Here is a 12,641-nt window from a genome sequence, read left to right as displayed (position 1 = left end):
TTTAGCCCCGCACCCACATTCGGCCCCGTTTGTAGAGACCCGCTATGTATAACCTTGCCCGCTCGCTGTTCTTTCGCGTTGATCCAGAAACCTCCCACGGCCTGGCGCTAAACGTGCTGGAGACACTGCATCGCGTGGGTGGCGTAACGCGGCTATTTGGACAGCCGGTCAATGACCCCGTCGAGCTGATGGGGCTGCGGTTTGCCAATCGGGTGGGGTTAGCCGCTGGGTTGGATAAGAACGCCGACCACCTGGATGCCCTGGGCGCGCTGGGCTTTGGCTTTGTTGAAGTGGGCACTGTCACACCCAAGCCCCAGCCGGGCAATCCCAAGCCCCGGCTGTTTCGCCTGGCGCAGCACGAGGCGATCATCAACCGCTTTGGTTTTAACAACAAAGGGGTGGAGCATCTGATCCAGCAGGTTAAGCAGCGCCACTACGGCGGCATAGTGGGCATCAATATTGGTAAGAATCTCACCACCTCGGTAGAACAGGCGCTGGATGACTACCTAGTGTGTTTAGACGCGGTGCACCCTTATGCGGACTACATTACCGTTAATGTCTCTTCACCCAATACCCCTGGGCTGCGCAGCCTACAGTTTGGCGAACAGCTGGACGCGCTGCTAGCGCCTATTCGCGCTCGTGCTATAGAGCTTGATGCCCAGGCGGGCCGCAAGATTCCGCTGCTGATTAAGATTGCCCCGGATATGAGCGCTGAAGAAGTAGCGCTGATGGCGGGGAGTATTGAGCGCAACCACCTTGATGGGGTGATTGCCACCAACACCACGGTTTCCCGTGAAGCGGTGCAGGGCGACCCCCAAGCCGAGGAGGCGGGTGGGTTGTCAGGTAAGCCGGTTTTTGAGGCATCCAATCGTGTTATTCGCCAACTGCGTGAGCATCTCCCCAGGCTGCCGATTATTGGCGTAGGCGGTATCGATAGCGCCGCTGCTGCTCAGGCTAAGATCGCCGCGGGCGCGGATTTAGTCCAGCTCTACTCCGGGTTGATCTACCAAGGGCCTAAACTCGTCGGCGAATGCGCCAGGGCACTGCAAGCTAACTAAAAAGCCCACTTAACAAAGTGGGCTCACTGAAAACCTCGCGTTTAACATCTTTGTTTAAAATATTGAAAAATAGAACGTTAGGCCATGACCATGGGGTTTTTATGGATACCGGAGATGCCGGTCATCCCATCCCACTGGTCACCACGACCTTCACGCCAACCGCTCATCCAGTATTCGCGTAAATTGATATCTTGACTGGGACAGTCATCACGAGAACGACCTGATATACCTGCTTTATAACCGTGGACATAAGCCCGCTGGAAGCGATCACGTTTTTGCCGTTTCATTGGCTAACCTCTCTTCACGAAAGCCTTTGATAAGAAATAGAATGTTATCTAAGCAAAAGCACACAGTATGCTCGAAAACACTACTATTCCGAGAGCTTGCTTCAAGAGTGAGACGCCACATCAACTCATCTGTCTAGCACTCACGAGCTGAACGGGCCGAGCGGCGATCTCATTCAAATCATAGGTCGAGTATTAAATCGACCCTGATAGTCAACGCATGCGTTTTTCAGTAGCTACTCTCTTATTGTTAGACCATGATGGTGTCATCTGTCGACTACCAATTTGTCATAAAACGTAAACTCATTTGCTATATATAGGAATTCCGCGCCTTTACGCGCCGCTATTATCATGACCGAGTCGAATCAAAACGCCCCCTTGAGTCTGCTAGCTACTTGCCCGAAAGGTATTGAAGGCTTGCTCCACGATGAACTAGTGGCACTGGGCGCCACGCCGGGCAAAACAACGGTGGCCGGTGTATATTTCACCGCCAGCCAAGCTATTGCCTACCGCGTATGCCTATGGTCACGATTAGCTAACCGGGTGATTTTAACCCTGGTGCGCGAATCGATGATCGACACCGCCGAGCAAGTGCGCGATGTGGTCGCCCGGATTGCCTGGACGCAACACCTGGCGGCGGGTAACACGCTGGCGGTGGATTTCCACGGCCGCAGCGAGCATATTCGGCATACCCGCTTTGGCGCGCAAACCGTTAAAGACGGCGTAGTGGATGCACTGCAACTGGCCGGGCAGGAACGCCCCAACGTCGATACCAAAACCCCGCATTTGCGCATCTACGCCCACCTGCACCGGATGAACCTAACCATTGGTCTGGATCTTTCTGGTGAGAGTCTGCATCGCCGTGGTTATCGTCGCGACGTTGGCCACGCACCGCTAAAAGAGAATTTAGCCGCAGCGCTGTTGGTGCGTGCGGGCTGGCCCGAGCGCTTAAAAGCCGGTGAGCCGCTGATTGACCCGCTATGTGGTGCGGGCACGCTACTGATCGAAGCCGCCATGATGGCCGCCGACCAAGCGCCCAACCTGAACCGTGAGCGCTTTGGCTTTCACGGCTGGGCAGGGCACGATGATGCCGCATGGCGCGAACTAAAGCGCGAAGCCGAAGCGCGCGCTTCGATTGGCCGCAAGCGCTGTAAGGCTCAGCTACTCGGCTTTGACCAGAGCCCGGCGGCACTGACGGCAGCGAAATCCAATGCCATGCGCGCGGGCATCCCCGCCTTGATTTCCCTACATGGGCAGAGCCTTGCCCAGCTTACCCGGCCAGAAATGCTCAGCGCTGAAAGCGGCCTGCTGATCACCAATCCTCCTTACGGCGAGCGTCTGGGCGAGCTGCCTGAACTGGTGCGTCTCTACGCCCAGCTGGGTGAGAAAGCCAAAGCGCTGTTCCCAGGCTGGACACTGGCAGTGTTTACCGGCAATCCGGATCTCGGCCACCGACTGGCAATGCGCGCGCATAAACAGTACGCGCTCAAAAACGGTGCCTTGGATGCCAAACTGCTGCTTATGGAGATTGGTGGTGCCGAGCATTCGCCTGAGGTTAGCGATGCGCCCCGGGTCAGCGCTGAAAATGACGCTGAGCCGACAACGGAAGAGCGCCAAGAAACGCCTCAAACATCAGCCCCTAAAGGCTCAGACAATGCCCAGATGTTTGCCAATCGACTGGTCAAGAATCAGAAGCGCTTGAAGAAATGGCTTAAGCAGAGCGGCGAAACCAGCTACCGCATCTATGACGCCGATATGCCCGAGTACGCCCTGGCGGTAGACCGTTACGGTGACCGCGTACATGTGCAGGAGTACGCGGCACCCAGCTCGGTCAACCCGACTCAGGCACAAAAGCGCTTATACGATGCCCTGGAAGTCATGCCTGAAGCGCTTAACGTTGATGCCAGCAAAATCTATATCAAGCGCCGCGAGCGCCAAACCGGCAGTGCCCAGTACCAGAAGCGCGCCGCCAGCGGCGAGCGTTTTGAGGTTCAGGAGGGCGCGGCGCGGCTATGGGTCAACCTGCGTGACTACCTGGATACCGGGCTATTTCTTGACCACCGCCCGGTAAGGCGCATGCTGGGCGAAATGGCCAGCGGCAAGCGCTTTTTAAACCTGTTCTGTTACACCGCCACGGCAACAGTACAAGCCGCCTTAGGTGGCGCCAGCGATAGCGTCAGCGTAGATATGTCCAATACCTACCTGGAGTGGGCCAAGGACAACTTTACGCTTAATAAGCTGGATACCCGCCTACATCGGGTAGTGCGCGACGACTGCTTCCGCTGGCTGGAAACCGCCAACGCTGAGTTCGACTTGATTTTTATGGATCCGCCGACATTTTCTAACTCCAAGAAAATGCGCGATACGCTCGATGTGCAGCGTGACCATCCGCGCCTTGTGGAACTGGCCATGGCGCGTTTGGCACCCGGGGGCACCTTAGTGTTTTCTAATAACCAGCGGCGCTTTAAACTGGACGAGACGCTTAGCGAGCAATTTGCAGTAGAGGACATCACTGGGCGCAGCTTCGACCCCGATTTCCAGCGGCGCACGAATTTGCACCATGTGTTTCTACTTCGCCATAAGGCGTCATAGGAGAGCTGTAGTATGAAGAGAGCTTCAGTATGATCCAGCTATCGCTTTATACGACGATGGGCTGCCATCTGTGTACCCAATTAGAGTCGTTAGTGGCCACGCTAGCGAATCAAAAGGTGTGGCTACACCACATCGAGATTAGCGACGACGACGCGCTGGTCGAGCGCTACGGCGTACGCATACCGGTGCTGGTGGATAATGATGGTAAAGAACTGGATCGTGGCTTTGAACTGGATCGCTTAAGCGCCTGGCTGCGCGAGCGCGACTGGTTGGATGAAGCAGCGCTGGCGGCGTTTACAGCACCGCCAGATAGCGCAGAGCCTAAAGGCGCCCATGAGCGTGGCGGGCGGCGCTTTTTAGGCTAACAAAAAGCATGGGGCGGACAATATGGGGCCCGCTAAACATAAGGGGCTAGTAAACATAGGGGGCTAGTAAACATAGGGGGCTAGCGCTTGGCTGGCTTAAAGCACATCCAGTAAAGATAGTTGGCGCATGGCTTCCTGGCCTTCAGGCGTATGGTCGGCCACTTCCAGCACCTTGCAAAAACCCCGCGAAGACTGGATAGTGGCCTCATCCTCCAGCCACATATGGGCTTGATCCAGGGTATCGGCTAGCTGATGTTTTAGGCCGCCAAACTGAGTGCCGATTTGGCCCCAGGCGCGGCTGAAAATCCAGTCATCAAACATATCCTGGTGAATATGCACCAACACATAGTCATGGTTGGTTTCCCAGCGTACGATCACAACACTCTCCTTACTTAGCCTTTAAAAGATAGCCTTTAAACACGCCTGCCTATCAGCCGTCGCGGGCGTATTGTAAAGCCCGGATACCCAAACGCCTATGAAACTTGTCATCGACGCCAACATCCCCGCTGCAGACGCCTGCTTTGGCACCCTGGGTACGCTAACCCGCGTGCCGGGGCGGGAGATAAACGCCGCTCATCTTCACGCTGCCGACGCGCTGATTGTGCGCTCCATTACCCAGGTCAACGATACATTGCTGGCCGATAGTTCTGTGCGCTTTATTGGCACCTGTACCATCGGTACCGATCATATCGACCACTCGGCGCTCGCTCAGCGCGATATCGCCTTCGCCAGCGCTCCAGGCTGCAACGCTGAGGCGGTGGTGGATTACGTATTGAGCAGCCTGTTAACGCTGGCAGAGCGCGATGGCTGGCAGCTTAGCGAGCGTACCGTGGGCATTGTGGGAGTGGGCAATGTGGGTAGTCGTTTGCAGGCACGGCTAACCGCCATGGGCGTGGCAACGTTAGCCTGTGACCCGCCCCGGGCGGCAGCTGAGGACACGCAAGTATTTCACTCTTTGGACGCTCTGATCGAGCGCTGTGACGTTTTCTGCCTGCATACGCCGCTTACCCGCCAAGGCCCTAACGCTACCTATCAGCTGCTCAATGCCCAGCGCATCGAAGAGCTGGCGCCGGGCAGCGTGCTGCTGAATGCCGGACGGGGCGACTGTGTAGATGGTCTGGCGCTGCGTAGCCGATTGGCGGGCAAGGGTGATATCAGCGCAATAGTAGATGTGTGGGAAGAGGAACCGGATATCGACGCTGGCCTGCGCGATCTGGTCTCGTTGGCAACGCCGCATATTGCCGGGCACAGCCTGGATGGCAAGCTGCGCGGCACCTGGATGATTGAGCAGGCGTTGGCCCGCCACTGCAGCCAACTCAGTGAATTAACGTTCGCCGATATTTGCCCGCCACCCGCATTGGCTTGGCTACATTTACAGCAAGCGCTTCCGCCCGAAGACGCTCTACGGCTGTGCATGCGCGCCGTGTATGACGTGCGCCGCGACCACGATGCGCTACAGCGCCAAACGCTACAACAAGGCATGCGTAAGGGCTTTGACGACTGCCGCGTCAATTACCCGCTACGCCGCGAATTCGCCACGCTCAACGTGCAGCTATCAGGGCAGGCCGTTGAACTGGAGGGCGTATTGCGTGGGGCGGGGTTTGCGGTAACGCTAGCTGGGTAGAGGAAAAAGTAGCAAAAAATAGGTAGTGAAAAACAGCTAGCAAAAAACAGTAAGGCCCGCATCTGCGGGCCTTAAACGTTTAGAGCCGTTTTAAATATTTACTGACGGTAAGCGGCTTCTTTCAGCGCGCGGATGCGCTCATCCAGTGGCGGATGGCTGGCAAATAGTTTTTCCACCAGCGAACGGGTTTGGCCTTTGGTGATGGCCATGGCGCGTAGCGTATCAGGCATTTGGTCGGACATTTCGGTTTCGGTTTTCAAACGTGCCAGCGCGCTGACCATGGCGTTGGTGCCCGCCAAACGGGCGCCTGCTTCGTCGGCGCGGTATTCGCGGTAGCGCGAGAACCAGGCAACGATAGCCGAGGCCAAAATACCAAATACAATCTCAGCGACCATGACCACCGCGAAGTAACCCATAAAGCCCAGGCCGCCGCCACCATCGCTACGGCTGCGTAGGAAGTTATCAACTAACTGCGCCACCACGCGGGCAAAGAACATTACAAAGGTGTTTACCACGCCTTGAATCAGCGCCAGGGTTACCATATCACCGTTGGCCACGTGGCCAATTTCGTGGGCTAAAACCGCGCGCACTTCTTCTGGGCGCATACGGTTCATTAAGCCCGCTGAAACAGCTACTAACGCATCGTTTTTATTCCAACCCGTAGCGAAAGCGTTGGACTGCTGGGCGGGGAAGATGCCCACTTCCGGGGTTTTGATGCCCGCTTCACGGGAAAGCTCCGCGACCGTGTCCAGCAACCACTGCTCGGTGGAGTTGGAGGGCGTTTCGATAATCACTGTGCCGGTGCTGCGTTTAGCCATCCATTTGGAAATGAACAGCGAAATAATCGAGCCCGCCATGCCGAAGATAAAGCAGAAAATCAGCAGGCTGGTGAAGTTGATCCCCTGGCCGCGCAGGTAGCCCTCTACGCCCAGCAGGCGCAGGGTAATACTGGCGACCAACAAGACCGCTATATTGGTGCCTAAAAACAGCAGAATTCGCATCATGGTGCAGGTTCTCCCTAAAAGCGCGTCGAGGCATAGCTAGATTAATGGCTGAGATATGTACTGTTCATGGCAGTTTCAAGTCATGGCGGTGTTTAAGTTATCTAGGCTTACTGCCGATAGCGCGATAAAAAATTGGCAAAGCGGTCGAGTGCATCGCCAAGTTGGTCGGCCCAGGGCAGCGTCACAATGCGCACATGGTCGGGTTCTGGCCAGTTAAAGGCCGTGCCCTGCACCAGCAAGATTTTTTCCTGCAGCAGTAGATCCAGCACCATCTGCTGGTCGTCTTTAATATTGAAAACGTTAGGGTCGAGGCGCGGAAACGCGTAGAGGGCGCCTTTGGGCTTCACGCAGGAAACCCCGGGAATCGCATTGAGCTTCTCTACCGTGATATCGCGCTGGGCCAACAGCCGCCCGCCGGGCAGGATCAGATCATTGATTGACTGATAGCCCCCCAGCGCGGTTTGGATCGCGTGCTGGGCGGGCACATTGGCGCATAGCCGCATGGAGGCCAACATATTCAGCCCCTGGATATAGTCCTGAGCGTTTAGCTTGGCCAACGTGCCGGAAATAATCATCCACCCTGAACGAAAGCCGGCGCAGCGATAGCTTTTGGAGAGGCCGTTCATGGTAATCACTAACTGGTCATCGTCCGCCAGTGCGCCGGTGGCGGTGTGCTCGACGCCGTCATACAGAATCTTGTCGTAGATCTCATCGGAAAACACCACCAGGTTGTGCTGCTTGGCAATCGCCAGCACTTCTTTCACCACGGCTGGCGGATACACCGCGCCGGTAGGGTTGTTGGGGTTGATTAGCACAATGGCGCGGGTGTGGCTGGTGATTTTGGCACGGATGTCCGCCATGTCGGGCGTCCAGTCCGCTTGCTCATCGCACAGGTAATGCACCGCGTGGCCACCGGAAAGATGGGCAGCCGCTGTCCACAGCGGGTAATCCGGGGCGGGAATCAGCACTTCATCGCCCTCGTTGAGCAACGCCTGCATGGCCATCACGATCAGCTCAGAGACACCATTGCCGATGAAGATATCTTCAATACCTACGCCGGGAATTTGCTTGCGTTGGCACTCCTGCATAATCGCTTTTCGGGCGGAGTAGAGGCCTTTGGAGTCGCAGTAGCCCTGGGCCGTGGGCAGGTTACGCATCACATCTTGGAGAATCTCTTCCGGCGCCTCAAAGCCAAACGGCGCCGGGTTGCCGATGTTGAGCTTGAGAACTCGCTGACCTTCCTCTTCCAGGCGCCTGGCATGGTCGAGTACCGGGCCGCGAATGTCATAGCAGACATTGTGCAGTTTATGAGATTTTTTTAGCGGTTGTGATTCGTGCGACTGCGGGGTATCCATGAGGTGTCTGTCCAAAAGTAGCTAGAGGCCCAAAGTGTCCAAAAGGTAAGCGCCTACAAGCCGTCATCGGCTAAAGGGCTGTCAAACCATTATGCGTCGGAAAGTACTTGATTGTCTTCGTCGTTTTGCACGGGCGGCGGTGGAATGTCAGCGGGAGTTTCAAGCGTTAGCCTACCCAGCTTGCCATCGCGCAGTTCGTGAAGCAGCACTTCCGCGCCGCGATGCAGATCCACCGCGCCGCCGGGGCGCAGGCCGCCACGGCGCGCGGCAATATCTTTTAAGATGGCGTTACCATCGAAGCCTGCAATAGCGAGAAAGTCAGGCTTTTTCGGGCCATCCGCATCAATATCGTGGGGAGTGTCCGGCGCGGCGTAGGGCGGCAGCGCTTTGAGCTTATAACGCTCGGTGAGCGCTTCGGGGTAGCGCTTGGCTAGCTCTGCGCTGGTCACAATCGCCACATCGGCGTACTCGATAGCGGTATCGCGAATGGCGCCGGTGGCAGCGAGACGATAGGCACTGGCCTGATCCTCAATTTTTGGCCACAGCACGCCAGGCGTGTCGGTAAGCGCTACGCGCCCATCGATACGCACCTTTTGCTGGCGCTTGGTCACCGCTGGTTCGTTGCCGGTTTTGGCAATTTTTCGCCCCGCCAAGCCGTTAATCAGCGTGGATTTTCCGACATTCGGTATACCCATCACCATCACCCGAACATCCCGGTCGGCGCGCACCGCACCGGCCAGCTCATGGCAAAGCTTGGGGATTTTCTTTAGCTCGCGGGTATTGGTGGTGGTCACCGCTAGGGCGCGCATGTTCTCTTGGGCATCGAAATAAGCCACCCATTCGGCCGTCCGCTCTGGATCAGCGAGATCTGCGCGGGAGAGAATTTTCAGCACCGGCTTGTGGCGGGTTAGCACGGCCAGCATCGGGTTGGCGCTGGAGTAGGGTAGACGCGCGTCGAGTACCTCGATCACGACGTCAATTTCAGGCAGCACCTCCTGAATCTGGCGGCGGGCCTTGTTCATATGTCCGGGGAACCAGCCGAGCATGGGTCTCTCCTGCAAGCACAAAAAAAGCGGGCGACCATTCTAGCAGATGGTGCCCGTCTTGCTGTGATTCCTTGCTAGGATTTAGTGGCGATTACTCGTCAGGGTGGAATTCCAGTGATACCGAGTTAATGCAGTAGCGTAAGCCGGTGGTCTCTGGTGGCCCGTCGGGGAACACGTGGCCCAGGTGGGCGTCGCAGTGGGAACAGACCACCTCGGTGCGCTGCATACCGTGAGTGGTATCGGTATGCTCTCCTACACAGCGGGTGCCTAGCGGGCGGTCAAAGCTTGGCCAACCGCAGCCAGCGTCAAACTTGTGCTCGTTTTCGAACAGCGGCGCATAGCAGCAAACACAGTGGTAAATACCTTGCGCATCGCGTACCTGGTAGTCGCCGCTGAAGGGGCGCTCAGTACCTTTCTCACGCGCCACGCGGTACTGCTCTGGGGTGAGCTGCTGTTGCCACTCGTCGGGGGATTTTTCTATTTTCGCCATGGGGTTCTCCTTTCCCTCTGGTTTCAATCATTCAGAGGCTTATTAGGCAGACTAGCTTATCATTTGTGTAAGTGACAGCTAGCAATCGGCCCAAATTCAACCTGCGGGAAAGCTGAGAAAGCCGCCAGCCCGCTTACAATCAAAGTAAAGATGAGATCGGGTTCGTTGTGGCCAATGCAAATCTGGCAGCGGCAGAGTGCTTGACAGCTTAAGGCGGTCTGAGTAACATACGCGCCACCTCGACGAGGCATTGCAACGTCCCATTCGTCTAGTGGTCTAGGACACCGCCCTTTCACGGCGGTAACAGGGGTTCGAACCCCCTATGGGACGCCACTTATTTTGAGGAATATGTTTTCTTAAGGTAAGCGGTCGTCAGGTTTGTCGGAATGCGGGAATAGCTCAGTGGTAGAGCATCGCCTTGCCAAGGCGAGGGTCGGGAGTTCGAATCTCCTTTCCCGCTCCAAGCATCAAATGCTTACAGTGTCCCATTCGTCTAGTGGTCTAGGACACCGCCCTTTCACGGCGGTAACAGGGGTTCGAACCCCCTATGGGACGCCATATCCGATAGCTAAAGCGTTAGATAGCAAGAACTCTATAATAAGCGGGAATAGCTCAGTGGTAGAGCATCGCCTTGCCAAGGCGAGGGTCGGGAGTTCGAATCTCCTTTCCCGCTCCAGTTTTGATGCACTTATATAGTCCCATTCGTCTAGTGGCCTAGGACACCGCCCTTTCACGGCGGTAACAGGGGTTCGAACCCCCTATGGGACGCCATCTAGTAGTAGTGCAAGCAGTTTTGTTAGCGTTGCGGGAATAGCTCAGTGGTAGAGCATCGCCTTGCCAAGGCGAGGGTCGGGAGTTCGAATCTCCTTTCCCGCTCCAAGCGCTTGTTGTTTTCATTTGTTTCTCTCCTATTTTCTTGACGCGCTAGCTAACGGCTGGGTGTCACTGTTTGCGTGTCTGGCGTTCGGTGGTCTTAGCCACCTTGAAAAAAGTCGTTTGCGCCCTAATATTTCACACTCTCTTCTTATTTTGCTGACAGGACATGTTCATGGCCGAACCGGCATTGTCGATCCGTGGTCTTACCAAAGTGTATGGCAATGGGTTTCAGGCACTTAAAGGTATTGATCTCGACGTCCAGCAGGGCGATTTTTTTGCTCTGTTGGGCCCCAATGGCGCCGGTAAATCTACCACCTTGGGGGTGGTCTGCTCGCTGGTGCAAAAAACAGCGGGCAAGGTTTCCATATTTGGTATCGATGTTGATAAAAACTTCGCCAAAGCTAAGTATCAATTAGGCGTAGTGCCTCAAGAATTCAACTTCAACCAGTTTGAAAAAGTGCTCGATATCGTGCTCGCTCAGGCGGGCTACTACGGTATGACCAGCCGCGAAGCCTTGCCCCGCGCTCAACAGCTGCTAACTGATCTTGGTCTGTGGGAAAAACGCAACGGCAGCGCACGCATGCTCTCCGGTGGCATGAAGCGCCGCCTGATGATCGCCCGGGCGCTGATGCACCGCCCCAAGCTATTGATTCTGGATGAGCCGACGGCGGGTGTGGATATCGAGCTGCGGCGCAGCATGTGGGAGTACATGCGGCGGATCAACCAAGACGAAGGCACCACCATTATCCTTACCACTCACTACCTGGAAGAGGCCGAGAGCCTGTGCCGCAATGTGGCCATCATCAACAATGGCGACATTGTCCGGAATACCAGTGTGCGCGAGTTACTGGCTGAGCTTGATACCGAGACGTTCCTGATCGATTTGGCTGAGCCGGTAGCAGAAGTGCCCGTAATCGAAGGCTTCGAGCTACAGCAGTTAGAACCCACCCAGCTTGCGCTATTAGTGCATCGCGGCCAGCGATTAAATGATGTTTTCAATGCATTGAGCGAGCAGGGTATTCAAGTCGTTTCCATGCGTAACCGGGCCAATCGCCTTGAGGAGATGTTTGTGTCGATGGTGGAGGGCAGTGGCCAAGGGGCGATTGATCAGCGCGTTGAGAAGACGGAGGAACGCGTATGAATGCTACGCAAACATTGATCGCCCTGTGGACGCTGGTGCTAAAAGAGATCAAACGTTTCACCCGTATTTGGCCACAAACGCTGCTGCCGCCCTCGATCACCATGGCGATGTACTTCATTATCTTCGGTAACCTAATCGGTTCGCGGATTGGTGACATGGACGGCTTCAGCTATATGGACTTTATCGTCCCTGGGCTGATCATGATGTCGGTGATTACCAACAGCTACTCCAACGTGGCGTCGAGTTTCTTCTCCAATAAGTTTCAGCGTTCGATCGAAGAGATGATGGTGTCTCCCATGCCCAATTGGGTGATACTGGCTGGTTTTATTTTAGGCGGTATGGCACGTGGGTTAGGCGTCGGGCTGATTGTGACGGTCGTTTCACTGTTCTTTACCCGCCTAACCATGGAACACCCGCTGCTCACGGTATTAGTCGTAGTACTCACGTCTGCGCTGTTCTCTATTGGCGGCTTTATTAATGCGTTACTGGCCAATAAGTTCGACGATATTTCTATCGTGCCGACGTTTATCCTGACGCCGCTGACCTATTTGGGTGGAGTGTTTTACTCTATCTCAATGTTGCCTGACTTCTGGCAGGGCGTTTCCATGCTCAATCCAATTTTGTACATGGTCAACGTTTTCCGTTATGGCTTCTTGGGTGTTTCGGATATTCCCGTTGGCTGGGCGCTCGCTGCCATTTTTGCCTTCATCATTGTGTTGTTTAGTATTGCACTGGCGATGCTAGAGCGCGGCAAAGGTATCCGCAGCTAGATGTATCAATCCGCTTGAGAAGAGAGAGCTTTTATA

The 12,641-nt window shown here is 55.7% G+C and carries 12 protein-coding genes and 6 tRNA genes; 12 read left to right on the top strand and 6 right to left on the bottom strand.

The window, feature by feature from the left end; translation table 11 throughout:
• Nucleotides 1-44: 44 nt before the first annotated feature.
• The gene (locus tag ACQE2I_RS12725; protein ID WP_427028446.1) at nt 45-1,058 is read left to right on the top strand and encodes a quinone-dependent dihydroorotate dehydrogenase; all 1,014 of its coding nucleotides are present in this window, start codon (nt 45-47) and stop codon (nt 1,056-1,058) included.
• 77 nt (nt 1,059-1,135) lie between these two features.
• On the opposite strand, the gene rmf is transcribed toward ACQE2I_RS12725, so the two are convergent.
• A complete protein-coding gene (rmf, locus tag ACQE2I_RS12720) occupies nt 1,136-1,345 on the bottom strand; it encodes a ribosome modulation factor (protein ID WP_427028445.1) in 210 nt (69 codons plus the stop codon).
• 348 nt (nt 1,346-1,693) lie between these two features.
• On the opposite strand from rmf, the gene rlmKL reads away from it, so the two are divergent.
• Nucleotides 1,694-3,934 (top strand): bifunctional 23S rRNA (guanine(2069)-N(7))-methyltransferase RlmK/23S rRNA (guanine(2445)-N(2))-methyltransferase RlmL, encoded by a 2,241-nt coding sequence (gene rlmKL / locus ACQE2I_RS12715; RefSeq protein ID WP_427028444.1) that lies wholly within the window; start codon nt 1,694-1,696, stop codon nt 3,932-3,934.
• Between the two features lie 29 nt (nt 3,935-3,963).
• The gene (locus tag ACQE2I_RS12710) at nt 3,964-4,299 is read left to right on the top strand and encodes a glutaredoxin family protein (protein WP_427028443.1); all 336 of its coding nucleotides are present in this window, start codon (nt 3,964-3,966) and stop codon (nt 4,297-4,299) included.
• Between the two features lie 96 nt (nt 4,300-4,395).
• Here the strand turns inward: ACQE2I_RS12710 and ACQE2I_RS12705 are convergent, their stop codons facing one another.
• A complete protein-coding gene (locus tag ACQE2I_RS12705; RefSeq protein ID WP_427028442.1) occupies nt 4,396-4,677 on the bottom strand; it encodes a hypothetical protein in 282 nt (93 codons plus the stop codon).
• 97 nt (nt 4,678-4,774) lie between these two features.
• Between ACQE2I_RS12705 and pdxB the strand changes: the two genes are divergently transcribed.
• Complete coding sequence (pdxB, locus tag ACQE2I_RS12700; RefSeq protein ID WP_427028441.1) at nt 4,775-5,923, top strand: 4-phosphoerythronate dehydrogenase PdxB; 1,149 nt, start codon at nt 4,775-4,777, stop codon at nt 5,921-5,923.
• A gap of 98 nt (nt 5,924-6,021) precedes the next feature.
• Here the strand turns inward: pdxB and htpX are convergent, their stop codons facing one another.
• The 4 genes from htpX to msrB form a co-directional block, all read right to left on the bottom strand.
• On the bottom strand, nt 6,022-6,927 hold the full coding sequence (gene htpX / locus ACQE2I_RS12695; protein ID WP_427028440.1) for a protease HtpX: 906 nt from the start codon (nt 6,925-6,927) through the stop codon (nt 6,022-6,024).
• A 107-nt stretch (nt 6,928-7,034) separates the two neighbouring features.
• Entirely contained in the window at nt 7,035-8,282 is a 1,248-nt protein-coding gene (locus tag ACQE2I_RS12690) for a pyridoxal phosphate-dependent aminotransferase (protein WP_427028439.1), read from the bottom strand.
• 89 nt (nt 8,283-8,371) lie between these two features.
• Nucleotides 8,372-9,328, bottom strand: a complete 957-nt coding sequence (gene ylqF, locus ACQE2I_RS12685; protein ID WP_427028438.1) for a ribosome biogenesis GTPase YlqF — start codon at nt 9,326-9,328, stop codon at nt 8,372-8,374.
• A 91-nt stretch (nt 9,329-9,419) separates the two neighbouring features.
• Nucleotides 9,420-9,818: a peptide-methionine (R)-S-oxide reductase MsrB gene (gene msrB / locus ACQE2I_RS12680; protein ID WP_427028437.1), complete on the bottom strand. Its 399-nt coding sequence runs from the start codon at nt 9,816-9,818 to the stop codon at nt 9,420-9,422.
• A gap of 257 nt (nt 9,819-10,075) precedes the next feature.
• Between msrB and ACQE2I_RS12675 the strand changes: the two genes are divergently transcribed.
• The 8 genes from ACQE2I_RS12675 to ACQE2I_RS12640 all read left to right on the top strand — a co-directional run bounded on the left by ACQE2I_RS12675 (nt 10,076) and on the right by ACQE2I_RS12640 (nt 12,605).
• Nucleotides 10,076-10,151 (top strand) — tRNA-Glu (locus tag ACQE2I_RS12675).
• A gap of 55 nt (nt 10,152-10,206) precedes the next feature.
• Nucleotides 10,207-10,281: transfer RNA gene (locus ACQE2I_RS12670), tRNA-Gly, on the top strand.
• A 19-nt stretch (nt 10,282-10,300) separates the two neighbouring features.
• Nucleotides 10,301-10,376: transfer RNA gene (locus ACQE2I_RS12665), tRNA-Glu, on the top strand.
• A gap of 43 nt (nt 10,377-10,419) precedes the next feature.
• Nucleotides 10,420-10,494 (top strand) — tRNA-Gly (locus ACQE2I_RS12660).
• Nucleotides 10,495-10,513: 19 nt separating this feature from the next.
• Nucleotides 10,514-10,589, top strand: a tRNA-Glu gene (locus tag ACQE2I_RS12655).
• Between the two features lie 33 nt (nt 10,590-10,622).
• Nucleotides 10,623-10,697, top strand: a tRNA-Gly gene (locus tag ACQE2I_RS12650).
• A 169-nt stretch (nt 10,698-10,866) separates the two neighbouring features.
• The gene (locus ACQE2I_RS12645; protein ID WP_427028436.1) at nt 10,867-11,835 is read left to right on the top strand and encodes an ABC transporter ATP-binding protein; all 969 of its coding nucleotides are present in this window, start codon (nt 10,867-10,869) and stop codon (nt 11,833-11,835) included.
• The gene (locus tag ACQE2I_RS12640; protein WP_027959666.1) at nt 11,832-12,605 is read left to right on the top strand and encodes an ABC transporter permease; all 774 of its coding nucleotides are present in this window, start codon (nt 11,832-11,834) and stop codon (nt 12,603-12,605) included. The genes ACQE2I_RS12645 and ACQE2I_RS12640 overlap by 4 nt, the downstream gene beginning before the upstream one ends.
• Nucleotides 12,606-12,641 lie beyond the last annotated feature (36 nt).

The organism is Halomonas sp. H2, from assembly GCF_050215315.1.
Classification (GTDB): domain Bacteria; phylum Pseudomonadota; class Gammaproteobacteria; order Pseudomonadales; family Halomonadaceae; genus Vreelandella.
Note: the sequence above shows the minus strand (reverse complement) of the source record. Positions and strands in the feature narration are given on the sequence as shown.

Coding starts and splice junctions, on each gene's coding strand:
- ACQE2I_RS12710 (WP_427028443.1), top strand. CDS start 3,964: ATGATCCAGCTATCGCTTTATACGACGATGGGCTGCCATCTGTGTACC.
- ACQE2I_RS12640 (WP_027959666.1), top strand. CDS start 11,832: ATGAATGCTACGCAAACATTGATCGCCCTGTGGACGCTGGTGCTAAAA.
- pdxB (WP_427028441.1), top strand. CDS start 4,775: ATGAAACTTGTCATCGACGCCAACATCCCCGCTGCAGACGCCTGCTTT.
- rlmKL (WP_427028444.1), top strand. CDS start 1,694: ATGACCGAGTCGAATCAAAACGCCCCCTTGAGTCTGCTAGCTACTTGC.
- ACQE2I_RS12725 (WP_427028446.1), top strand. CDS start 45: ATGTATAACCTTGCCCGCTCGCTGTTCTTTCGCGTTGATCCAGAAACC.
- ACQE2I_RS12645 (WP_427028436.1), top strand. CDS start 10,867: ATGGCCGAACCGGCATTGTCGATCCGTGGTCTTACCAAAGTGTATGGC.
- htpX (WP_427028440.1), bottom strand. CDS start 6,927: ATGATGCGAATTCTGCTGTTTTTAGGCACCAATATAGCGGTCTTGTTG.
- ylqF (WP_427028438.1), bottom strand. CDS start 9,328: ATGCTCGGCTGGTTCCCCGGACATATGAACAAGGCCCGCCGCCAGATT.
- msrB (WP_427028437.1), bottom strand. CDS start 9,818: ATGGCGAAAATAGAAAAATCCCCCGACGAGTGGCAACAGCAGCTCACC.
- ACQE2I_RS12690 (WP_427028439.1), bottom strand. CDS start 8,282: ATGGATACCCCGCAGTCGCACGAATCACAACCGCTAAAAAAATCTCAT.
- rmf (WP_427028445.1), bottom strand. CDS start 1,345: ATGAAACGGCAAAAACGTGATCGCTTCCAGCGGGCTTATGTCCACGGT.